The 21,642-nt window shown below is 65.7% G+C and carries 19 protein-coding genes; 8 read left to right on the top strand and 11 right to left on the bottom strand.

Translation table 11 applies throughout. The annotated features are described in order from the left end of the window. The first annotated feature begins 94 nt into the window (after positions 1-94). Positions 95-988, top strand: a complete 894-nt coding sequence (locus ABNU97_RS08215; RefSeq protein ID WP_348766256.1) for a LysR substrate-binding domain-containing protein — start codon at positions 95-97, stop codon at positions 986-988. A gap of 27 nt (positions 989-1,015) precedes the next feature. Here ABNU97_RS08215 and djlA read toward each other — a convergent pair whose 3' ends face one another. Further along, positions 1,016-1,813, bottom strand: a complete 798-nt coding sequence (gene djlA, locus ABNU97_RS08210; RefSeq protein ID WP_348766255.1) for a co-chaperone DjlA — start codon at positions 1,811-1,813, stop codon at positions 1,016-1,018. Between the two features lie 174 nt (positions 1,814-1,987). Here djlA and ABNU97_RS08205 point away from each other — a divergent pair, with 174 nt between their 5' ends. Further along, the gene (locus ABNU97_RS08205; RefSeq protein ID WP_348766254.1) at positions 1,988-2,671 is read left to right on the top strand and encodes a DUF2057 family protein; all 684 of its coding nucleotides are present in this window, start codon (positions 1,988-1,990) and stop codon (positions 2,669-2,671) included. Between the two features lie 28 nt (positions 2,672-2,699). On the opposite strand, the gene pdeM is transcribed toward ABNU97_RS08205, so the two are convergent. The 4 genes from pdeM to ABNU97_RS08185 form a co-directional block, all read right to left on the bottom strand. After that, a complete protein-coding gene (gene pdeM / locus ABNU97_RS08200) occupies positions 2,700-3,383 on the bottom strand; it encodes a ligase-associated DNA damage response endonuclease PdeM (protein ID WP_348766253.1) in 684 nt (227 codons plus the stop codon). 146 nt (positions 3,384-3,529) lie between these two features. Then, positions 3,530-6,004, bottom strand: a complete 2,475-nt coding sequence (locus ABNU97_RS08195; protein WP_348766252.1) for a ligase-associated DNA damage response DEXH box helicase — start codon at positions 6,002-6,004, stop codon at positions 3,530-3,532. Further along, on the bottom strand, positions 6,005-6,310 hold the full coding sequence (locus ABNU97_RS08190; protein WP_348766251.1) for a hypothetical protein: 306 nt from the start codon (positions 6,308-6,310) through the stop codon (positions 6,005-6,007). A 25-nt stretch (positions 6,311-6,335) separates the two neighbouring features. Beyond that, on the bottom strand, positions 6,336-7,967 hold the full coding sequence (locus ABNU97_RS08185) for an ATP-dependent DNA ligase (protein ID WP_348766250.1): 1,632 nt from the start codon (positions 7,965-7,967) through the stop codon (positions 6,336-6,338). Positions 7,968-8,201: 234 nt separating this feature from the next. On the opposite strand from ABNU97_RS08185, the gene ABNU97_RS08180 reads away from it, so the two are divergent. The 4 genes from ABNU97_RS08180 (at position 8,202) to ABNU97_RS08165 (ending at position 12,152) form a co-directional block, all read left to right on the top strand. After that, positions 8,202-9,056: a class I SAM-dependent methyltransferase gene (locus ABNU97_RS08180; RefSeq protein ID WP_348766249.1), complete on the top strand. Its 855-nt coding sequence runs from the start codon at positions 8,202-8,204 to the stop codon at positions 9,054-9,056. Between the two features lie 9 nt (positions 9,057-9,065). Further along, positions 9,066-9,902, top strand: coding sequence for a methyltransferase domain-containing protein (locus ABNU97_RS08175; protein WP_348766248.1), 837 nt, complete (start codon positions 9,066-9,068; stop codon positions 9,900-9,902). A 117-nt stretch (positions 9,903-10,019) separates the two neighbouring features. Next, entirely contained in the window at positions 10,020-10,784 is a 765-nt protein-coding gene (locus ABNU97_RS08170; protein WP_348766247.1) for an SDR family oxidoreductase, read from the top strand. A gap of 231 nt (positions 10,785-11,015) precedes the next feature. After that, on the top strand, positions 11,016-12,152 hold the full coding sequence (locus ABNU97_RS08165) for an AI-2E family transporter (protein ID WP_348766246.1): 1,137 nt from the start codon (positions 11,016-11,018) through the stop codon (positions 12,150-12,152). Between the two features lie 40 nt (positions 12,153-12,192). Here the strand turns inward: ABNU97_RS08165 and lipA are convergent, their stop codons facing one another. Continuing rightward, on the bottom strand, positions 12,193-13,188 hold the full coding sequence (gene lipA, locus ABNU97_RS08160) for a lipoyl synthase (RefSeq protein WP_348766245.1): 996 nt from the start codon (positions 13,186-13,188) through the stop codon (positions 12,193-12,195). 254 nt (positions 13,189-13,442) lie between these two features. Between lipA and ABNU97_RS08155 the strand changes: the two genes are divergently transcribed. After that, positions 13,443-14,507: a DUF5924 family protein gene (locus tag ABNU97_RS08155; protein ID WP_348766244.1), complete on the top strand. Its 1,065-nt coding sequence runs from the start codon at positions 13,443-13,445 to the stop codon at positions 14,505-14,507. Positions 14,508-14,611: 104 nt separating this feature from the next. On the opposite strand, the gene ABNU97_RS08150 is transcribed toward ABNU97_RS08155, so the two are convergent. Genes ABNU97_RS08150 through ABNU97_RS08135 form a run of 4 tightly spaced genes read right to left on the bottom strand, consistent with a single transcriptional unit; the run spans position 14,612 to position 19,810 of the window. After that, positions 14,612-15,751: a VWA domain-containing protein gene (locus tag ABNU97_RS08150; RefSeq protein WP_348766243.1), complete on the bottom strand. Its 1,140-nt coding sequence runs from the start codon at positions 15,749-15,751 to the stop codon at positions 14,612-14,614. Then, positions 15,748-16,641, bottom strand: a complete 894-nt coding sequence (locus tag ABNU97_RS08145; RefSeq protein WP_348766242.1) for a MoxR family ATPase — start codon at positions 16,639-16,641, stop codon at positions 15,748-15,750. The genes ABNU97_RS08150 and ABNU97_RS08145 overlap by 4 nt, the downstream gene beginning before the upstream one ends. Further along, the gene (locus ABNU97_RS08140) at positions 16,638-18,845 is read right to left on the bottom strand and encodes an acetyl-CoA hydrolase/transferase C-terminal domain-containing protein (protein WP_348766241.1); all 2,208 of its coding nucleotides are present in this window, start codon (positions 18,843-18,845) and stop codon (positions 16,638-16,640) included. The genes ABNU97_RS08145 and ABNU97_RS08140 overlap by 4 nt, the downstream gene beginning before the upstream one ends. 53 nt (positions 18,846-18,898) lie before the next feature. Further along, positions 18,899-19,810 (bottom strand): lipid kinase, encoded by a 912-nt coding sequence (locus ABNU97_RS08135; RefSeq protein ID WP_348766240.1) that lies wholly within the window; start codon positions 19,808-19,810, stop codon positions 18,899-18,901. Positions 19,811-19,938: 128 nt separating this feature from the next. On the opposite strand from ABNU97_RS08135, the gene ABNU97_RS08130 reads away from it, so the two are divergent. Beyond that, entirely contained in the window at positions 19,939-20,478 is a 540-nt protein-coding gene (locus tag ABNU97_RS08130) for a YIP1 family protein (RefSeq protein WP_348766239.1), read from the top strand. Between the two features lie 20 nt (positions 20,479-20,498). On the opposite strand, the gene dusB is transcribed toward ABNU97_RS08130, so the two are convergent. Then, positions 20,499-21,533: a tRNA dihydrouridine synthase DusB gene (dusB, locus tag ABNU97_RS08125; RefSeq protein ID WP_348766238.1), complete on the bottom strand. Its 1,035-nt coding sequence runs from the start codon at positions 21,531-21,533 to the stop codon at positions 20,499-20,501. Positions 21,534-21,642: the final 109 nt, after the last annotated feature.

The following is a 21,642-nucleotide window of genomic DNA, read 5'->3' as shown; positions in this document are numbered from 1 at the left end:
GCTTGACTGCAGCCAACATAAAGCCGTGCTGCGCGCGAAGAAAGCGAAGCCTTTTGGCATACTCATTCAAATTTTCTGACTGATATCGTCTTTCGTGAGCGCTCAAGGTTTGCCGGTTCGGCTCGAAGCACTGGAAACGCTGGATGCGATCGACCGCTACGGCAGCTTTGCGGCAGCGGCCGCATCGCTGTATCGGGTGCCGTCGGCCATCTCCTACACCATCAGCCAGCTTGAAACAGATCTCGGCCTCGCCGTGTTCGATAGAAGCGGGCATCGCGCCGTACTCACGCCGGCCGGACGGCTTCTGCTCGAGGAAGGCCGTCGTATCCTCACCGCCAGCCGCGAACTGGGCGCTGCCGCGCAGCGGCTGGCCGACAACTGGGAGCCGGAGCTGCGCATCGCTCTCAACGGCCTCATTGCCCCCGCTGAACTCTGGCCGGCGCTGGCCGACTTCCATCGCGCCCATCCGGCGATCGATGTTCGTATTCGCGAGGAAATCCTCGGCGGCACCTGGGAGGCGCTCATCGAAGACCGCGTCGATCTCGCCATTGGCGTGGCCGATCCGCCGACCAAGACCGGCATCCAGCGTGCGCCGTTCAAGGCTGTGGACTTCGTGTTCTGCTGTGCGCCCGATCATCCACTCGCCGGTCACACACAGCCACTCGCGGACGATGCGCTGCGTATTCACCGGGCCGTAGTGGTTGCGGACAGCGCTCGTACGCTCACGCCGCGCAGCGCCGGCCTGCTGGACGGCCAGCCGCGGCTGACCGTCGCCAGCATGCACAGCAAGATAGACGCGATCGAACAGGGACTCGGCGTGGGCCACTGCCCGAGCGGCTGGGTAAGCGAGCGGCTGCACGATGGCCGGCTGGGCGCCTGCGAACTGGCGATCCCGCGCGAGCCGCACCCGTCCTATCTGCTATGGAAAAGCACCGCCGGCGGGCGCGCGCTGAAGTGGTTCATCGATCGGCTTTCGATTGCGCGTTAGCCGCGACTGGCCGCCTGCCGCCGTCGATCAGTTGATGCCGCGCGCTTCGCAGATACGCTCGTAGGCCGCGCCGATCTCGCGCGTTTTCTCCTCGGCCATCTCGCGCATGCTCTCGGGCATGCCCTTGGCAGCGAGCTTGTCCGGATGGTTCTGGCTCATCTGGCGGCGATAGGCTTTCTTGACTTCGCTATCGCTGGCCGAGGAATCCACGCCGAGCACGGCATAGGCCTGTTCGATCTGCTCCTTCGGATCCACGCCCGCTTTCGAGCCCATGCCGTCGCCGGAGGCGCGACCGGGCCCGCCGCCGGAGAGCATCGCCTCGAGCTGGCGGATTTCCATTTCCGACAGGCCCAGTGCGCGGGCCACGCGCATGAGCATGTCGTGCTCGGCGTTGCTGACCTTGCCGTCGGCTGCGATCGCGGCAATCTGCACCTGCAGAAACATCTGGTGCAGCGCACGCTGGCCGCGCGCAACCTTGCGAAAGCGTGCGACCTCGCCGTCGAGATCGAAATCATCGGCCTTGCCGCGATTGAACGAGGCCCGTGCCTGCGCCTTCTGCTCGTCGTTGAGCCGCAGCTTGGCGAACAGATCCTCGGCCACGCGAATCTCGTCGCGGGTGACCTGGCCATCGGCCTTGCACAGCGCGCCCATGACCGCGAACGTGGAATCCAGAAACTGGGCGCGTATGGTGCCCAGCGCGCCCTTGAGCAGGGTCATGGCCAGCATCTGCGCGCCGGCAAAACCCAGAACGCCGCCCAGCAACACGCCAGGAAAACCCAGTATGGCGCCGCCGATGACGGCGCCGATGATCATTGCGATAAGCATGGGCGTAATTCTACCTGCAGCGCACGTAATGTGCTCAGGCGCACCGGCCGAACGCGGCGGCCCTTGTCGTCATGTATTTGTCATCGCAATGTCACATTGACGGCACAAGGTGTGCATCGGCCGCAGACTGCGGCATCGATCACCCATTGCATTCACGAGCGCCGGGGACCTGTCATGTCGCGTTTCGCTATTCGTTTCATTCTTGGCACCGGCCTGATGGTCGCGCTGATGGCAGTGGTCGGCTGTGCCGGCGTACGCCAGCTCGATACCGGCACGCAGGCGGGCGCGGCCAGCGCCGAACTGTTCGTCCCCTACCAGTTCCAGGTGCAGGCGATCGACGGCACCGTGCTTCGCGAAAATTTCTATACCTTCGACGGCCGCGATCAGACCCTGCGCCTTGCGCCCGGCGAGCACGAACTCGTTTTACGTTACTTCGATCTGATTCAGAACAACGAGGATCGCACCGACGACTACGCCCGCGTGCTCTCGGAGCCGATCACCGTCAGCTTTACCGCCCGCGCGAACAGCCAGTACGCGGTCACCGGCGACCGGCCGGCCACGCCCAGCGCCGGTGAAGCGTTTGCTGCCAATCCGACCCTGACCATCGAAAATCGCGCCAGCGGCGATACCGTCAGCGGCGACGTGGCCGTGGCCGAACCGGAAATCGAAACCATCCGCCGCGGCAATACCGTCTTCGCCCCCGTGGGCAAGACCCCGGCCGCCAGCGCGGACGCGCCGCAGCCGGCACCGGAGAACGCGCCGCCGCAGTCGCTGCAGATGCTCAAGTACTGGTGGAACACCGCCAGCCAGGCCGAGCGCGATCGCTTCGAGGCCTGGCGCAAGCAAAGCGCGCAGTGATGGGCCTGGGCAACTCGAACGGCGGCGATTATCCGATGGCTGCCTCGACCACCTCGCCATCGCCCAGCACGAACACGCGCTCGCCTGCGGCCGGCGAAATACGCTGGCCGCCGGCAAAGCTGCAGAACGCCGGCAGCATCAAGCCGTCGGCATGGCGCCAGAACACGGGCGCGCGCAGCCGTTCGCGGCCCGCGCCCAGATGAACCACCGGGTGCACGTGGCCGGCGAGCACCGGCCCGCGCCTGTCTGCCTCGGGTTCGTGGCGTAGCACGAAAGGCGACTCGAACAGGCTGCCGGCGTGCCAGCGCAGGTCGCAGTCGATAGGCAGGCACTCACCGCGGTCGTGGTTGCCGCGGGTCACGATCATCTCCACCTGCGCATGCTGCTCGCGCCAGGCGGCAAAACGGGCCAGCCACGGGGTATCCGCGGCAGGCGGCGCATGTACGAAATCGCCCAGCACGATCAGCCGCTTTGCCTGCGTTTCGGCAAGGGCCCTGCCCAGACGGGCCAGATCCGTATCGGTCGTGCCGCTGGGCACGCCCAGGCCCTGCTTGCGGAATACGCCGGCCTTGCCGAAATGGGTATCGGCCACGAACAGGGTCGAACGGGCCGGCCAGTACAGGCTGTGATCGCCGCGCAGACACAGCCGCTCCCTGGCCAGTTCCAGCTCGACCTGTTGGTTTGCGCGAGGGCGTTCAGCGCTTAGCGACATGGCGTTTCAACAGTCCGCAAATACCGGCGAAAGAAGCCATGATATCGGCTGCGCTCAAGCGAGCAGCATGTCTGCGAACGGCCCGCAGAAGTTGGGTCCGGCTTTCAGCGCTTTCCTATCCGTCTTCGCATTTGCGCGCCTTGCGTTCATTCGCGCACCGCTTTCGTCGGCTTATCCGCGGCTTTTTCCAGTTGCACGGTCATGCGCTCGACCCGGTCGCGCCAGGATTCGTTCGACACCTGGCTGGCCACCCGCTCGACCCAGAGCGGAAAACCCAGCGGCGTAAGCCGCGGCGGGTTGGCCACGCACAGCGACTGATCCGCGATGCGTTCAAGTGCGGCAGACACCCGATTGAACTCCAGCTCGCGTTCCAGCACTTCGCGCCGGGCCTGATCGAGCAGCAGATTGCCCGCGTCGTAGCGGGTGAGCACATCGAAGACCAGCCCGCTGGAGGCCTGTACCTGACGCGCGCTCTTGTGCGCGCCCGGGTAGCCGGAAAACACCAGGCCCGCGATACGGGCGATATCGCGAAACGCGCGCTTGGACAGCTCGGCCGCGTTCAGGCAGGCCAGCAGATCGTCGACGAGATTGTCGGGCGAGAGTGCCGCGCGCAGCTCGGCCTGGCTGAAATCGACCTTGTTGCGGGTGACGAGTTCGAAGCCGTAATCGTTGACCGAAAACCGGAACGAGGCCTTGTGAATACGCGCGAGTCGCCAGGCCACCAGCGCGGACAGACCTTCATGGGCCAGGCGGCCGGCAAACGGATAGAAGAACCAGTGCCGGCCTTCGCGGCTGGTGACATGCTCGATGAGCAGCTCGTCGGCGGCCGGCAACGCCGACCAGCGGCGCTGGATTTCCAGCAGATCGCGGATCGCGGCCAGCTCCGGCTCGCGATAATCGTTGTCGCGGGCGGCTTCCAGCAGGCTACGGATGGCATCGGCCAGGGTGCCGGAGATTGCCATGCGCCCGCCGGCCCAGCGCGGCACCTGCCGGTTCTTGCGCGTGGCCGCTTTCACGTAGGCGGTGAGTTCGCGTACGCGCACCAACTCCAGCAGGCGTCCGGAAAACAAAAACACGTCGCCCGGCTTGAGCTGGGCGATGAAGCGCTCTTCGACCGTGCCCAGACGCCCGCCTTTCATGAAGCGCACGCTCATGGCCGCATCCGAGGTGATCGTACCCATGGTCATGCGATGACGACGGGCGATACGCCGATCCGTTACCTGCAGTCGGCCGTCGATGCGCTCGACGCGCTGGAACTCGGGATAGGCCGACAGCGCCGCGCCGCCACGGGTGACGAAATCCAGCGTCCATTGCCATTCGATATCGGATAGATCGCGATAGGCCCGGCTGCTGCGTACTTCGGCGAGCAGCGCGTTTTCATCCACGCCGCCCTCGCGCGTGCTGCCCAGCGCGCGGGTCACGATATGCTGGGACAACACGTCGAGCGCGCCGGTCAGCGGCGTGCGCGCTTCAATATCGCCGGCCAGCGCCTTGCGTCTCGCGGCGGCGATCTCGACCAGTTCGAAGGCATGGGTGGGCACACAAAGAATACGGCTGGCCGCGCCCGGGCGATGGCCGGAACGCCCGGCCCGCTGCAGCAGTCGGGCCACGCCCTTGGGGCTGCCAATCTGGATGACCTGATCGACCGGCGAGAAATCCACCCCCAGATCGAGGCTTGAGGTGGCCACCACGCAGGCCAGGCGCCCGTCGGCGATCATCGCCTCGACCTGTTCTCGCAGGCCGCGATCGAGCGAGCCGTGATGCAGCGCGATGCGTTCCAGCCAGTCCGGGCGGGCACGCAGCAGCGCCTGGTGCCACAGCTCGGCCTGGGAGCGGGTATTGGTGAACAGCAGCGTGGTTTCGGCGGCTTCCAGGGCTTCGATCACCGGCTCGACCAGGCGTGTGCCCAGATGCCCGGCCCAGGGGAAACGTTCGATCGTGGCCGGAATGAGCGCGTCGATACGGGTTTCGGCCGGGACCAGGCCACGGATTTCGCGCGCGGCGCGGCCGCCGGTGAGCGCATCCGCGGCCTCGTCGATATTGGCCAGCGTCGCCGACAGCCCCCAGGTGCGCAGATTCGGACGCAGGCTGCGCAGCCGTGCCAGCGCCAGCTCGAGCTGTACGCCGCGTTTGGTGGACAACAGTTCGTGCCATTCGTCGACCACCACGCCGTCGAGCTGGCCGAACAGCGTTTCGTGGTCGGCATAGGAGAGCAGCAGCGCCAGACTCTCCGGCGTGGTGACCAGCGCACTCGGCAGCTTCTTGCGCTGGCGGGCCTTGATATGGCTTTTGGTATCGCCGGTGCGCTGCTCGACGGTCCAGTTCAGGCCCAGTTCGGCCGCGCTTGCGGCCAGATGCGCCGTGGTATCGGCCGCCAGCGCACGCAGCGGCGTAATCCAGAGCAGGGTCAGGCCCGGCGTCGCGTTCGGATCGTCGCTTCGGGCCAGCCAGTCGCCGAGTGCGGCGAACCAGGCCGCCAGGGTCTTGCCGGTGCCGGTCGGTGCATGGATCAGGCCCGACTCGCCGGCAGCATAGGCTGCCCAGGCCTCGCGCTGGAAATCGAATATCTGCCAGTCGCGGGCGGCGAACCAGCCCTCGATGCGCGCCTCGGCCGGCCCCATTCAGCCGCGCTTGCCGGGGTTCCAGCGTGCGGCCACCGCCCGCGCCTGTTCGGCGACCCAGGGAAAGCGACGCTCGAAGCGACGCAGCTGTTTCTGCACCCAGATCGAATACGGCGCCAACAGAATCGCCGAGATAATCAGAAACAGCACGCCCTGCAGAATCGGCAGCACCAGCCCGGCGATCCCCAACAGAAAGAAGAACACGCCCAGACCGATACGCACATAGTCGCGCCAGGTCATGTCCGCGAAGCGAATTCGCGTGGGTTCGGGCTCGGGCGACTGATTCGACGATTGCGGTGCGGTCATGACACCCGCCACGGAGTTGCACAGCTCATTCGATACGTTCCTCGATGGGTAGCAGCGCCTTCACGCCGTCGAGCGTGTCGGCGTCTTCGATACGCTTGTCGTGTCGCCAGCGCGCGATACGCGGAAAGCGTACGGCAATGCCGGACTTGTGGCGGTTGGACGCCTGAATGCCCTCGAAGTGCAATTGGAATACGTGGGTGGGCTCGACCGAGCGTACCGGGCCGAAGCGCTCGCGCGTATTGCGGCGGATCCAGTGATCGACCTGGCCGATCTCTTCGTCGGTGAGCCCGGAATAGGCTTTTGCGAAGGGCACCAGATTGTCGCCGTCCCAGACCGCGAAGGTGTAGTCGGTGAGCAGGTTCGAGCGCCGACCGCTGCCGGGCTGGGCATAGAGCAGCACGGCATCGATGGAATACGGGTCGACCTTCCATTTCCACCAGTCGCCGCGGGTGCGCCCCACCCGATACGGCGAGTGTGCGCGCTTGAGCACGAAGCCTTCAGTGGCGAATTCGCGGCTGCGCTCGCGCAGGGCGGCGAGTTCGTCCCAGCCGGTGGATTCGACGTTCGCGGACACCGCGATCCGGGCATCGGTATCGAGCCCCTCGATCAACGAGGCCAGCTTCGCGCGGCGCTCTTCGATCGGCGACTCGCGAATATCGGTGCCGTCGTATTCCATCAGGTCGTAGGCCAGAAAGCGCACCGGATGCTTGGCCTGCATCTTCGCCGACGGCTTGAGCCGGCCGATACGCCGCTGCAGGCGCGCAAACGGCAGCGGCCGCGGCTCGCCCTCGGCCCAGGCCAGAATCTCGCCGTCGAGCACACAGCCATCGGGCAGATCGGCCGCGGCCGCTTCGAGCTCGGGGAAACGGCCCTCCATGAGGTCTTCGCCGCGCGACCAGATATGACACTGGCCCTGGCGACGGATGAGCTGGGCGCGTATGCCGTCCCATTTCCATTCCGCATGCCAGTCGCTGCGCGCGCCCAGATCGGCCATCGCTTCGATCGGCGCCTGTTCGATCGGCGACGCCAGGAAGAACGGGTACGGCTGGGCAGCGTCCTCGCCCCGATCTTCCGGGTCGATCAGGCGTTCGAAGAACTGCGGCGTGGGCTGCCAGCGGCCCATCAGTCGATGGGCGATCCGTGCGGGCTCGATAGCGGCCGTCTCGGCCAGCGCCCGGGTGACCAGCCGCCGCGACACGCCCACGCGAAACGCGCCGGTGAGCAGCTTGTTGAGGGTGAAGCGCGCATCGGTGGGCAGCTCGCGCCAGAAGCCGATGATACGGGCCTTGCGCTCGTCGTCTTCCAGATCCCGCAGCGGCAGAATGCGTTGCTCTACCCAGTCGTGCAGGGCGATATCCAGGCCGGCATCGCCGGTTTCGATTTCATCGAGCAGCAGGGTGACGGTTTCGGCCAGATCGCCGACCGCCGAATAGCTTTCCTCGACCAGCCAGAGCGGCATGTCGATCGCCTCGGCCGTCCATTCGCGCAGCCGCGCGGAGGGAATCAGCCGCTTGATACGCCGGCCGCACAGAAACGACACCGCCCAGGCCGCATCCGCCGCAGGGGCGGACGCGAAATAGTCGCGCATGGCCGCAATCTTGTCGTTGGTCGCGGTACTGGCATCCAGACGCGTGTACAGCGCGGTGAATCGACGCACGGCTAGCGCCCGGCCGCGGCGCGCCGTGGCACGGTCCGGGTGCAACGCCAACCACTGACAGGGCGCGTCATCGGCCGGTCATCACGGGCGCAAGAACGTCTTTGCTGTCGCGTCAAAGACTTGGCCCTCAGCGGTTGAGGTCTGGCGCGCGGGTTGCATAACGTGGTCACTCCATTTGAAAAGATTGCGGCGAGACGCCGTATACCGGCGGCACCGTGACGGGGACTTTCGTGTATGAAAGAAGCCACTCGCGACAACCCTCTATTCCAGCGCACCCAGGATTTCGGCGCGGCGCCGACCGACGTACGCGAAACCGGCCACTATCAGTACGAATACGTCCACGATTTCGTGGAACGCTGGGACGATCTCATCGACTGGGATGGTCGTGCCGCCAGTGAACGCCATTTCTTCATCGATGTGCTCAAGCGGTACGGCTGCCAATCCGTGATCGATGCGGCCACCGGCACCGGTTTTCATTCCGTACAATTACTCAAGGCCGGTTTCGAGGTCGCCAGTATCGACGGCAGCCCGCAGATGCTCGCCAAGGCCTTCGAAAACGCACGCCAGCGCGGCATGATCCTGTCCACGGTGCACAGCGACTGGCGCTGGTTATCGCGCGACGTGGTGGGACGTTACGACGCGATCATCTGTCTGGGCAACTCCTTCACCCATATCTTCAACGAACACGACCGCCGACGTACCCTCGCCGAGTTCTACGCCATGCTCAAGCATGACGGCATCCTGATCCTTGACCAGCGCAACTACGACGCCCTGCTCGATGGCCAGGCCACGCCCGGTCACAAGTACTACTACTGCGGCGCCGATGTCTCGGCCGCGCCCGAGCATGTCGACGACGGCCTGGCGCGTTTTCGCTATACCTTTCCGGGCGACGAGGTCTATCACCTCAACATGTTCCCGTTGCGCAAGGCCTATGTACAAGCGCTGATGCGCGAAGTGGGCTTTCAATCGGTGACCACCTACGGCGACTTCCAGAGCAGCTACCGGGAAAACGAGCCGGACTTCTTCATCCATGTCGCCGAGAAATCCTATCGGGAAGCCGACCCGGATCGCGAAGCGTACAACTCGTAAGGAGCGCATATGAGCCCGTATTCCCAGGCCGTACGCACGGCCCAGGCCTACTACAACAGCGACGACGCCGAAAACTTCTACTCGCGCCTGTGGGGCGGCGAGGACATCCATATCGGCTTGTACCAGTCAAAGGCCGAAGCCGTGGTCGATGCCAGCCATCGCACGGTCGAACATATGTGCGCGCTGCTGGGCGACGCGCTCGATGGTGCAACCGTGCTGGATATCGGCGGCGGCTACGGTGGTTCGGCCCGCCATATCGCCCGCCGTCACGACGCCGAGGTGGTCTCGCTGAATCTATCCGAAGTCCAGAACGCGCGCGCACGGCGCAAGAACGCCGAACGCGGCCTGGACGATCGCGTAACCGTCGTCGACGGCGACTTTGAAAATATTCCCTTCGACGACGGCCATTTCGATATCGTCTGGTCGCAGGATGCGATGCTGCATTCCGGCAATCGGCAACGCGTGCTCGACGAAGTCGCCCGCGTGCTCAAACCGGGCGGCACGTTTATCTTCACCGACCCCATGCAGGCCGACGACTGCCCCGACGGCGTGCTGCAGCCGGTGCTCGACCGGATACAGCTGGATACCATGGGCTCGCCCGGTTTCTACACCCGAGCGCTGGAACAGCGCGGCTTCAGCCGCCGCGACTTCGAAGACCATACCCGCCAGATACCCCGCCACTACGCCCGAATTCACGAAACGCTGGTCGAGCGCGAGGACGAGCTGCGCGATTCGGCCATCTCCAGGGCCTATATCGACAACATGAAAAAAGGCCTGCAGCACTGGGTGGATGCCGGCGAGGCCGGCCGTCTGGCCTGGGGCATCATGGTTTTCGACAAGCGCTGATCTGGGCCAAGGGGCTTGATTCGGGGGCATTCATCGTCAGCTTTAACTGCATGAAGCAAGAGTCGCTGTGGGCGGCGCTTGTATTGAACTCGCACCTCCAAACACAGGAACCACCGCATGCAACGCTTTCAGGACAAGATCGCCCTGATCACCGGCGCCGGCTCGGGCATGGGCGCGGCCACCGCCAAGCGCCTTGTCGACGAGGGCGCCACGGTCGTGCTCGTCGGCCGTACCCGGGAAAAGCTCGACACCGTGGCCAAGGATCTGCCGGACGCCCAGGTGCATGTGCGCCCGGCCGACGTATCCGACGCCGATGCCGTGAACACGCTGATTGAAGAGGTCGTGGCGACCTGCGGCCGGCTCGATATCCTGGTCAACAACGCGGGTGTGGCCACCCAGAGCCGGATTACCGATACCGACGACGAGACCTGGCGCAAGATCATGTCGATTAACGTCGACGGCGTGTTCCACTGCTGCCGGGCCGCCCTGCCGCACCTGATCGAAAGCCGCGGCAATATCGTCAACACCTCTTCGGTTTCCGGTCTGGGCGGCGACTGGGCGATGAGCGTCTACAACGCCAGCAAGGGCGCGGTGAGCAACTTCACCCGGGCGCTGGCACTGGATCACGGCAGCGACGGGGTACGCGTGAACGCGGTCTGCCCGAGCCTGACCCGCACCGATATGGCCAGCGGCGTGTTCGAAAAGAGCGACCTGCTCGACAAGTTCGCCGAACGCATGCCGCTGGGCGCGGGTGCCGCGCCCGAAGACATCGCCGCCGCGATCGCCTTTCTGGCCAGCGACGACGCCCGTTTCATCAGCGGCGTGAACCTGCCGGTCGATGGCGGCCTGATGGCTTCCAACGGCCAGCCGCCCCAGGTCTGACCCGCGCCGCGCCAACCCACCCGGCCCGGGCCCACCCGGCCACGGGCCGCTACGCAGGCGATCGCGCCGACCAAGGCCGATCGCCTCTTTTTTGCCCGCACGGTACGAAAATATGGCTTTTCGTGCTTAGCTGGCAAAAAGACGCTGCCAATCCGCGTCGCCCGCCACGAGTCGAAGCTGCGCTGGCCGCGAACGCTGCGCTGACCGAGATCGATTTCCACCGAGTCCTGAATGGCCGAACCCGACACCCAATCCAGCGACAGCCACGATTCGACTTCGCTGGGCGCGAGCCCGTTGGTCAAGTGGATGCTGGTCGCATTGTTTGCCTACGCGTCGGTATTCGTGCTGAGCCAGGCCCGCAGCTTTTTCGTGCCCATCGTGCTGGCCTTTCTGCTGTCCATGGTATTCGCCCCGATTCGCCGCGTATTCGACCGGCGGCGGGTGCCGGCGGCGCTGTCGTCGCTGGTGATCGTGAGCGTACTGCTGGTGAGTTTTCTGTTCGCGGTCGCCGCGCTGGCCGTGCCGGCGACCGGCTGGATCGAGAACGCCCCGCGTATCGAACAACGCATCGAACAGCAGCTCGCCGACGTTGCCGGCCCGTTCAGCGCCATCTTCGAGGCCAACGAAAAGCTGCAGTCGATGACCCGCAGCAACACGCCGGACGTTCAAACGGTGGAAATCGAGGGCGAAAGCGCGGCCACCCAAGCCGCGCTGCTCGCGCCCAACATGCTCGCCCAGTTCGTGTTCACGATGGTGCTGCTGCTGTTTCTGCTCGCCTCGGGCGACATGTTCTACGAAAAGCTCGTGCACGTGATGCCGAGTTTCCGCGACAAGCGTCGGGCCGCCCAGATCGCCCACGATATCGAACGCAAACTCTCGCGCTATCTGCTGACCATCACCACCATCAACGCCGGTCTCGGGGTGGCGGTCGCGCTGACGATGTGGGCATTCGGCATGCCCTATCCCGCCGTGTTTGGCGTGATCGCCTTCCTGTTCAACTTCATCCCCTATCTCGGTGCGCTCGGCGGCATCGCGATCGCCGCGATGATTGCACTCATCACCTTCGACTGGGTGGGCTGGGCCTTGATCGTTCCGGGCGTCTATTTCGCGCTCACCACCCTCGAGGGCCAGATCGTGACCCCCTATTTCGTGGGTCGCAGGCTGCGCTTGAATACGGTCATCGTATTCATCACGGTCACGTTCTGGGCCTGGCTGTGGTCGGCCGTGGGGATGATCGTGGCGCTACCGCTGCTCGTGGCCGTCAAGACGCTTTGCGAGCACATCGAAGCGCTGCACAACCTCGGCGATTTCCTGTCCGAACGGCATGCCGAACTCGACGACGTGCGACAGACACCGCCCGAGCACTGACGCGCCGGGACATTCGATTCGGGCGTCGGCCCGTAGACCGCTACGCCGTCTGGTCGAGCCCGGCGTTGTTCTTGTCGAACACCCGATCGGCGCGATAGGAACTGCGCACCAGCGGCCCGGAAACGACTTCCAGGAAACCGCGCGCCAGGCCCCACTGCCGATACTTGGCAAAATCGGCCGGCGGAACATAGCGCTCGACCGGCAAGTGGTTCACGGTCGGCCGCAGATACTGGCCAAAGGTGACGATATCGACGCCGATCGCGGCCAGATCGTCCAGCGTCTGCGCGATTTCATCTTCCGTCTCACCCAGGCCCAGCATCACGCTGGTCTTGGTGAGCACGTCCGGATTGTGCTTCTTGGCGTGCTCGAGCACGTCCAGGGTCTGGCGATAGCCGGCACGGGCATCGCGTACCACGTGGGTCAGACGTTCGACCGTTTCCACGTTCTGGGCGAACACTTCCAGCCCGGAGTCCACCACCTTGTCGACATGTTCGGCCACGCCACGAAAATCGGGGGCCAGCGCTTCCACGCGCACGTTGGGCGTGCGTGCCTTGATCGCCTTCACGCAGTCGGCGTAGTGCTGGGCGCCGCCGTCGGGCAGGTCGTCGCGGTCCACCGAGGTGAGCACGATATAGTTCAGGCCCATGATCTCGACCGAATCGGCACAGTGCTCGGGCTCCTGTGCATCCAGCCAACCACGCGGGTTACCGGTATCCACCGCACAGAAGCGACAGGCGCGGGTACAGGTATCGCCCATGATCATGATGGTGGCGGTGCCATGACTCCAGCACTCGCCGATGTTCGGGCACATGGATTCTTCACAGACCGTGGCCAGCTTGTGCTCGCGCACGTTCTTCTTGACCGCCTGATAGGTATCGCCCGTGGGCAGGCGCGCGCGCAGCCAGTCCGGCTTGCGCCCGATCGGTACGGCCGCGGCGTTCTTGTTCGCCTTCATGCCGTTCTTGATCGCCCGGGTGCCGTTGGGCTTCTGGACCTTGCTGCCCGTAACCACGGGGATGCCTTTGAAATCGCTCATGCCGTCTTCGACCGTCGTTCGTACTGTGTCGCGGACCGATACCGATGATAACACCCGCACCGGCTACGCCTCGCCGGGCGCGCTCAATCCTACGTTGCGGGCGCCGATAACCGTTGCAAGGCCGCGAAGACACGATATTGATCGCGGCCGTTCGCCGGTCAGCCGCCGTACAGCCAGGCCGCTGCTATGATCGCGCCGCCGCGCCCGGCAGGCCGGGTCACGGCAATCTGTCTGTATTGATGCAAGCGAGCACCGTGGCCAGCGAAATCCAAGCCAGCGAAGGGTCGGTCGAAAGCCCGGCCGAAAGGTATTTCAACCGCCTGCTCAGCAGTCGCGCGGGCCGTATCGCCTACCGCTACCGCCGTTTGTTGCCGGTGGCCTCGTTTGCGATGGGCGCGGCCAGCTTCTTTCTGGTCGAACGCCAGGCCGCGCTGGCCCAGTGGGTGACCGCGCTGATGCTGCTGGGCTGGCTGGCGCTGCTGTTCGAAGGCCTGCTGTGCCGCCTGCTCGGCCGCTACTTCGGCGAACGCCTGCCCCAGGCAGCCGTACGCTTTGCCGCCCAGTGCCTGCACCAGGAAACGCTGTTCTTCGTGCTGCCGTTCTTTCTGGCCACCACCACCTGGCTGAGCGGCCAGGCGCTGTTTACCGGCCTGCTGATCGTCGCGGCCGCGGCCTCGACCGTGGACCCGATCTACCTGCACGGTATCGCCGAGCGCCGCTGGCTGTTCCTGGGTTTTCACGGCTTTACGCTGTTTGTCGCACTTCTGACCGCCGGCCCGATCATGCTGTCGCTGACCACCGGCGAAAGCGTTGCCATCGCCTCGGTCGCCATGGGGGTTTGTGCCTTGCCCAGCTTCAACGACGCCGTTCGTGCGCGCCAATGGTGGCGCTGGCTGCTGCTGGCCGCGCTTTCGATCGCGCTCGGCGGCCTCGCCTGGTTCGGCCGCTTCTGGATTCCCCCGGCCACCCTGCGCGCCACCGATATGGCCATCACCCTGCAAGTGGATGCCGATAAGCGCGAGCCCGGCCAAGACCGTACCCACTTCAGCGCCGCCGAACTTTCCGGCGACGGCCTTTATGCCTTCACCGCCATCGCGGCCCCGCGCGGGCTGCAGCAGCAGGTGCTGCATGTCTGGTGGCACGACGGCGAGGTGGTCGATCGTATTCCGCTGGAAATCACCGGCGGCGGCCCGGAAAACGGTTATCGCGCATGGAGCCACAAACTGGCCCTTGGCGACGACCCGACCGGCCACTGGCGCGTGACGGTCATCACCGACGACGGGCAGATGATTGGCGCCCGACGGTTTACGGTGGAGTGACGCGCGCACCGTGTGCCCGCCCGGCGGACCTGAGGCACGGGTTGGGCGCGCAGCAGCACGAAACGCGCCTGTGACGACAGCCACCCCGGGCGAACGGTCAACCGCTAAACAATCCGCGCCTGCGCCAAGCGCTCCACCAACGCCTCGAGCCCGGCCAGATTGCGCGCCGGCGCACACAGGTCGACATGCGGTGACTCGTGCTGCGCGCCCAGGGCGGTACTGAAAAATCGCGGATGACCCATCAGCGGATCGAGCCAGATCAGCGCCCGGCAACGCCCGCGCAGGCGCTTGAGCACGGCCTGCAGACGCTCCGGCTTATCGCTGTCCCAGCCGTCGGAGACGATCATCACCACCGTATTGCGATCGAGCTGATGATCGGCAAACCGATGCATGAAGGTTTCCAGCGCGCTGGCAATACGCGTTCCGCCGGCCCAGTCCTCGACGCTGTCGGGCAGACGCGACAGCCCGGCTTCTACCGAGGCCGAACGCGCCAGCGTATCGGTCACCCGCGACAGCTCGGTACTGAACACATAGCTTTCCACGCTGCGAAACACGCGTGCGAAGGCATGGATGAAGCATAGAAAGAAGCGGCTGTAGGCATCCATCGAATAGCTGACGTCGGCGAACACGACCAGCCGCGGGCGTTCGCGCGGACGATAGCGGCGACGAAACTCCAGCACCTCGCCGCCGCGGGCGATCGCGGCGCGCAGGCTTTTACGCAAATCGATGACGCCGTGCCTGCGCACCCGCCAGCGCCGGGCCGCGCGCCGCGCGAGCTGACGACCGAGGGTGTGTATGAGCCGCTCCATGGCCGCGCGTTCGTCGGCATCGATCGCGGCCAGATCGGCCTGCATGGCCTGACGGGTGGCGCTGGCGCCGCTGCGCGTCTGCTCGCTGCGATCGTCGTCGGGGGTTATAGCTCTTGCCGGCGCCGGTTCGGCCTCGCCGACGCCTTGGGCGGGCTGGCTGCCCTGTTCGTCGCTTTCTGCCTCGATTTTCTCGGCCGTTTCGGCCGGTGACGCGTCGAAGAAACGGGCGAACACGGCGTCGAAACGCGCCCGGTCGGCAGGGGTCTTGGCCAGGCAGGCGCGTAGCAGGCGGGCAAAATCCGAGCGCCGTTGCATCGGCGTGTGCGCCAGCGCCTTCAGCGCATCCGCGCTTTCGGCCGGGCTGACGGTCACGCCCGCTCGCCTGAGCTCATCGGCAAAGGCAGCCACGACGCGGGCCAGCGACCAGTCTTTCATCGCTCGCCGCGATAGGCATCCAGCCGTGTGCGCATGGCGTCGATATCGGCCGCGTCCTTGAACAGCGCGCCGAGCGTGGCGGGCACGCGGCTGTCGTTCAGGTCGGCAACGCCGAGTTCGATCAGCGCCGCGGCCCAGTCCAGCGTTTCGGCCAGGCCGGGCGTCTTGGCCAGGTCCTGTTCCCGTGCCCAGGCGAGGAAATCGGCGACGGTATCGGCCAGGCGCGTATCGATGCCGGGCAGCCGGCGTTCGAGCACGGCCCGCTCCTTGGCGCGGTCGGGGTAGTCGATCCACAAATACAGACAGCGCCGGCGCGTGGCTTCGGCCAGGGCACGGGTGCGGTTGCCGGTGATGACCACCAGCGGCGGCACCTCGGCGCGCACGGTGCCGTACTCGGGGATGCTGATCTGCCAGTCCGACAGAATCTCCAGCAGAAAACTCTCGAAGGCCTCGTCGGCGCGATCGAGCTCGTCGATGAGCAGCACCGGCGGCGGACTGTGGCGCAGGGCTGCCAGCAGCGGACGCTCGAGCAGGAAATCATCAGAATAGAGGTTGGCGCGTAGGCTGTCGGTGGACGCACCGGCCGCTTCCCGTACCCGGATTTCCAGCAGCTGACGCGGGTAGTCCCATTCGTAGAGGGCCTGGGCCGCGTCCAGGCCTTCGTAGCACTGCAGGCGGATCAGCCGTGTATCGAGCGTGGCCGCCAGCGCCTTGGCAATTTCGGTCTTGCCGACGCCGGCCGGGCCTTCCACGAGCAGCGGCTTGTGCAGGGCCATGGCCAGATACAGGGTCATGCGCAGATCGGCATCGCTGACGTAGCCCTCGCCGGCCAGCGCGGTGTCGAGCGCCTCGGGGCTGTCGAAGCGCGGGCGCGATTCGCTATCGCTCATGAATCGACGGCGTCGTGGCCGGGCTCATCGTCGGAATCGATCACGCCGTCGTTGATCAATGCCAGGGCGACCACCCGCGCATACAGCGATTCGCGCAGGCCGCGCGGGCGCTGCAGGCCCATGCGTTCGAGATAGGGCTCGGCGCTGGCCGGCAGCGTGGCCAGGCGCGCGGCATGTCGGGCAAAGCTCGACAGCGTCTTGCCGTGCGAGCCGCCCTGCAGTTTCTTGAGCGCGGCGATGAGGGTGCGCTCGATTTCGGTGAAATCGCTGCCGTAGGGATAGGCCTCGAACCGGCCTTCGGCCTTCTCCGGCGCGAACAGGCGACGCAGATTGTCCGGCGTATTGTTGCGCGCATGCGCCGGCACCTGGTAATCGCGGCGCAGCTTGCCGGCGGATACCGCAGCACTGCGCAGTTCATCCTGAAACCGGGCATCGGCGATTTCGATCATCGCCATGGCGACTTGTTCGTCGGTCTTGCCGCGCAGGTCGGCCGCCCCGTATTCGGTCACCACGATATCGCGCAGGTGGCGCGGGATGGTGGTATGCGCATAGTGCGACACGACATTGGACTCGGGCCCGTCCGAGGACTGGCGCACCGCGCGTACGCAGATGATTGAACGCGCGCCTTCGAGCGCGTGTGCCTGCGATACGAAGTTGTACTGCCCGCCCACGCCGGAAATGACCTGGCCGTTTTCCAGGCCGTCGGATGCGATGGCGCCGGCGAGCGTGGCCTTGATCGCGGTATTCACGAAGCGCGAGCCACGCCGCTGCACCCGGCGCAGGGCTTCATTGCCGTAGAGTTCGTTGATCTGACCCACGCTGGTCATATGGAACAGCTCGCGCTCGTCGTCGTCGAGATCGCGCAGGGCCTGATAGAAGCTGTTGGGCCCCAGAAAGAAGCCGCCATGCACGAGCGTTGCGCCCTTGAGCCGATCGCCCAGACAGCGCGACACGATCTGTGAGCGGGCCGTGTCGTCGTCCAGATCGGCGGCAATGGGCTCACCGCCATCCCCGGCATCGAGGGTGCGGTTGTCGTAGGTCACGCCGGCCTTGAACACGCCCACCTGCTTGAGACGTGCCACGTCGTCGCCGTCGAGCTGGGCTCGAATGGCGCCGCTGTCGCGCAGCGCGGCCAGCGTATCGGCACCGACCCATTCGCCGATCGTGCCGGCATCGAGCAGGCGCTGGATATCGATATCGTCGTAGACCGGGCGCGAGATCACGTCGGAGCGATACATCTGGATATAAGCATCGACGAGCATTTCGGTGCAGCCGTACAGGCCGCGCTCGAAAACGTCTTCCCCGCCGATCGCATCGGCGAGCGTGCGCTCGCTGGCGCTGCGGTTGAGCCGGTCGAGCAGCGCCCGATAGTCGGCGTTGTGGTTGTGGCGCAGGTCGCAGCAATAGGCGATCGCGTCCGACAGCGAGCCGATGCCGATCTGCAGCGTGCCGCCGTCTTCGAGCAGGCTCGATACGCGCAGGCCGATCGCATAGTCGGCCTCGGCCACCGGCATGGCCGGCGCACCGAAGGGCTTGAACGTTGCCGCCTCGCCTTCGAATACGGCATCGGCCATCGCAGCGTCTACCAGCGCGCTGCGGGTCATCATCGGCATGCGCGCGTTGAGCTGGCCGACGACCCAGATCGGCTCGCCCCGCTCGCGCATGGCCTCGACAACGGGCATCAGATCGAGCGTGACGTCGGTATTGCTGGACAGCGAAAACTGGCTGTCGTCCGGTCCCGGCGCGCCCATCTGCATGAGCACGTTCACGCCGGCGTTGATCAGATCGCGGGCCACGTGGGTGTAGTTGACCGAGCGATAGTGGCGCTGTGCGTCGTCGTTGCCGAGCATCGCCCCGGGCTGGAAGAAGAATTCCGAAATGGTGATGTTGTCGGGCACCGTGCCGGCATTCAGATCGCGGACATAGTCCAGGCCCGGGTAATCCTCGAATACGCGTTCGACGATCGGATCCATGATGCGGCGTTCGAGTTCGCTGCCGGCCTGCGGCACGTCCAGCGACAGCGCGGTCAGAATCTTGAGATTGATCTCGGGGTTGGCCTTGGCCCGGGCATACAGGGCGTTGAGCAGCGTGGCCGGCTTGCCCAGGCCCAGCGGCGCGCCCACGTGAATATCGTGGCCGACGGTGTCGAGCAGCCAGTCGATCGTGGCCTCGGCATCGGTGAATCGTTGCGGTCGATCGCTCATCGCCTGTTCCTCGCCAGTAATTCGGCGGGCCACCGTGGGCCCGGCCCGATTCGTTATCGTTTGTTTTGACGCCCGTAGCGGTCCAGATATTCCTGCGGCACCTTCACCTGAAGCGCGCCGGGGTGAATACGAAAGGTCGCCGGCGTTTCGGTCAGGATCTCGCCGTCCGTGTTGATTGGCATGGGCTTGCCGGTATCGACTTCGAACTCGGTGCCTTCGAGCAGCTGCACGCCCTGAATGGACTTGTCCGGCCCGCGCACGAGGGTGGGCAGCATGCCGACCAGCTTGGCGAGTGACTGCGGCTGCAGGCTGTACAGGTCGAGGCGGCCGTCGTCGAGCGCGGCGTCGCTGGCCACCGCCAGCCCGCCGCCGAAATAGCGCCCATTGCCGACGGCGAGCTGAATCGAATGCAGCCGATGGGTTTCGTCACCGCAGCGCACCACCGCATCGAACGGCTCGGTGTCGCGATAGGCCTTGAACACGTTGGACGCATAGCCGAACGAGCCGAACATTTTCTTGGCCGCGTCCGAGCGGTATTCACAGGCCCGCACGGCCAGGCCGATACTCGCGACGTTGACGAAATGCACGTCGTTGCACTGCCCCAGATCCACACCGTGGGTCACGCCTTCGACCACGTTGCGACAGGCCGCCTCGAGCTCGGTGGGAATCAGCAGCGTACGGGCGAAATCGTTGGCCGTACCCAGCGGCAGTACGCCCAAGGGGCGCTTTGCGCGCATCACCGCCGCGGCAGCGAGATTGAGGGTGCCGTCGCCGCCGCCGAGCACGATCATGTCCACGTTTGGCGCATGCCGATCGATCTCTGCCGGCACATCGTCGGGTTCTTCGAATTTGCCCAGGGTGATCTCGACATCGAGCGCTTCGAGCGCGTCGCGGGCCGCCTCGGCGTTGGCTTCGCCCTGGCGGGATTTCTGATTGATCAGCAGTAGCGCGCGCAGAATCTTCACCGATTGGAAACAGTCGAGCCGACAGCGTAAGTGCGCCCTGTGACAAGCGCAATCCGCAAAATACACGGGCTGGCGCGGGACGGGGTTCTAGGCCAAGATCGAAACCAAATCCAACGACTGATCCAGTCATGCAAAGCCTGACCGAACGAATGATAGGCGCCGCCAAACTGCAGGTGCCCACTTACGAAGAAGTCGAACACGATCGCGGCGCCACCGGCCAGGCCGCGCTGATTGTGGTCCTCGCCTCGCTGGCCGCCGGTATCGGCGCGATCGGCGGCGGCGGAATCGGCTATCTGCTGCTCAACGCTGTCGCGGCCCTGCTCGGCTGGCTGATCTGGGCCGCGCTGATCTGGGCGATCGGCACCAAGCTGCTACCGGAAGCCCAGACCGAAGCCGATGTCGGCCAGCTGCTGCGTACGCTCGGTTTTGCGGCCACGCCCGGCCTGCTGCGTATTTTCGGCATCATCCCGGTGATCGGCACGTTGGTCGTGTTCGTGGTGTCGATCTGGATGCTGGCCACGACGGTCATTGCCGTGCGCCAGGCACTGGATTATCAAAGTACTCTGCGCGCGGTGGGCGTGTGCATCGTCGGCTGGCTGATCCAGTTGCTGATTCTGGGCCTGTTCGTAGGCTCCGGAGGGCTCAGCGGTACCGCGCCGGGGATGTAGTCCGTAGTCTGCCCCGCGACTCAGGCGGCCGCAGCACTGTCTGGCCCGGCCGCCTGTTCTTCGGGCCGTTGCCGCAGGCGCTGTTCGGCCGCGGCGGCGGCATCGAAACAACAGTCGAGCAGGCGCAGCTGGCGGGCGGCCGTATCCGCCTGAACCATGTCCATATACAGCGCCGGCGAGACCGGCCGGCGTTCGTTGAGCCAGCCGATATGCTTGCGGGCCACGCGCACGCCCTGCTGTTCGCCGTAGAAGTCGTGGAGCTGCTCGATCAGACCGAGCAGCCATTGCCGTTCATCGGCGAGGGTGGGCGGCGCCGGCGGCACGCCCGTAGCCCGCTCGATGGCGATCTCGCGAAACAGCCAGGGCCGACGACAGGCCGCCCGGCCGATCATCAGCCCGTCCGCGCCGGTCGCGGCCAGCACGGCCCGCGCCTTGGCCGGCGAGTCGATATCCCCGTTCGCCCAGACCGGTAGCGATACCGCGCGCTTGACCGCGGCGATGGTGTCGTACTCGGCCACGCCGGTGTAGTGCTGATCGCGCGTGCGCCCATGCACCGCGAGCGCTGCAATTCCTGCCTGTTCGGCACGGCGGGCAATCGCGACGGCGTTGCGCCGGTCGGCGCTCACGCCGGTGCGCATTTTGAGGGTCACGGGGATAGCCACCGCGTTCACCACGCCATCGAGAATCGCGGCCACGCGGTCTTCGTCAGCCATGAGCGCGGAGCCGGCGGCCTTGCGACAGACCTTCTTGGCCGGACAGCCCATGTTGATATCGATGATATCGGCGCCTTCGTCGGCGTTGACCTTGGCCGCATGCACCAGATCGGCGACATCGCCGCCGGCGATCTGCACGATGCGCGGCGCCGGCTCGCCGGCCTGGTCGAGCCGCAGCCGGGACTTGCGCGTGGCCCGAAGCTCCGGCCGGGCCGATACCATTTCGCCGGTGGTCACGTTCGCGCCGAGGCTGCGGCACAGCGCACGAAACACGCGGTCGGTCACGCCCGCCATGGGTGCGGCGGCAAGTCCGTTCGCGAATGTATAACCGGCGATCTGCATGGCTTTCATTCTAGGTAAGCTCTGCACAACCTGTCACGGTCGCGCCGGCGTGCTTTGCGCGCGATTGACAGACAAGTGAGAGCGTAGCGTGCCCAAGCCAATAAGCAGG

It is taken from the genome of uncultured Salinisphaera sp., from assembly GCF_964012375.1.
In the GTDB taxonomy this organism is placed as follows: Bacteria; Pseudomonadota; Gammaproteobacteria; order Nevskiales; family Salinisphaeraceae; genus Salinisphaera.
This window is presented reverse-complemented; position numbering and strand designations above follow the sequence as displayed.

Excerpts from the sequence above, each read along its gene's own strand:
- dusB (WP_348766238.1), bottom strand. The coding sequence starts at position 21,533 with ATGCAGATCGCCGGTTATACATTCGCGAACGGACTTGCCGCCGCACCC.
- ABNU97_RS08205 (WP_348766254.1), top strand. The coding sequence starts at position 1,988 with ATGTCGCGTTTCGCTATTCGTTTCATTCTTGGCACCGGCCTGATGGTC.
- ABNU97_RS08180 (WP_348766249.1), top strand. The coding sequence starts at position 8,202 with ATGAAAGAAGCCACTCGCGACAACCCTCTATTCCAGCGCACCCAGGAT.
- ABNU97_RS08140 (WP_348766241.1), bottom strand. The coding sequence starts at position 18,845 with ATGAGCGATCGACCGCAACGATTCACCGATGCCGAGGCCACGATCGAC.
- pdeM (WP_348766253.1), bottom strand. The coding sequence starts at position 3,383 with ATGTCGCTAAGCGCTGAACGCCCTCGCGCAAACCAACAGGTCGAGCTG.
- ABNU97_RS08190 (WP_348766251.1), bottom strand. The coding sequence starts at position 6,310 with ATGACCGCACCGCAATCGTCGAATCAGTCGCCCGAGCCCGAACCCACG.
- ABNU97_RS08175 (WP_348766248.1), top strand. The coding sequence starts at position 9,066 with ATGAGCCCGTATTCCCAGGCCGTACGCACGGCCCAGGCCTACTACAAC.
- ABNU97_RS08145 (WP_348766242.1), bottom strand. The coding sequence starts at position 16,641 with ATGAGCGATAGCGAATCGCGCCCGCGCTTCGACAGCCCCGAGGCGCTC.
- ABNU97_RS08130 (WP_348766239.1), top strand. The coding sequence starts at position 19,939 with ATGCAAAGCCTGACCGAACGAATGATAGGCGCCGCCAAACTGCAGGTG.
- ABNU97_RS08170 (WP_348766247.1), top strand. The coding sequence starts at position 10,020 with ATGCAACGCTTTCAGGACAAGATCGCCCTGATCACCGGCGCCGGCTCG.
- ABNU97_RS08195 (WP_348766252.1), bottom strand. The coding sequence starts at position 6,004 with ATGGGGCCGGCCGAGGCGCGCATCGAGGGCTGGTTCGCCGCCCGCGAC.
- ABNU97_RS08150 (WP_348766243.1), bottom strand. The coding sequence starts at position 15,751 with ATGAAAGACTGGTCGCTGGCCCGCGTCGTGGCTGCCTTTGCCGATGAG.
- lipA (WP_348766245.1), bottom strand. The coding sequence starts at position 13,188 with ATGAGCGATTTCAAAGGCATCCCCGTGGTTACGGGCAGCAAGGTCCAG.
- ABNU97_RS08165 (WP_348766246.1), top strand. The coding sequence starts at position 11,016 with ATGGCCGAACCCGACACCCAATCCAGCGACAGCCACGATTCGACTTCG.
- djlA (WP_348766255.1), bottom strand. The coding sequence starts at position 1,813 with ATGCTTATCGCAATGATCATCGGCGCCGTCATCGGCGGCGCCATACTG.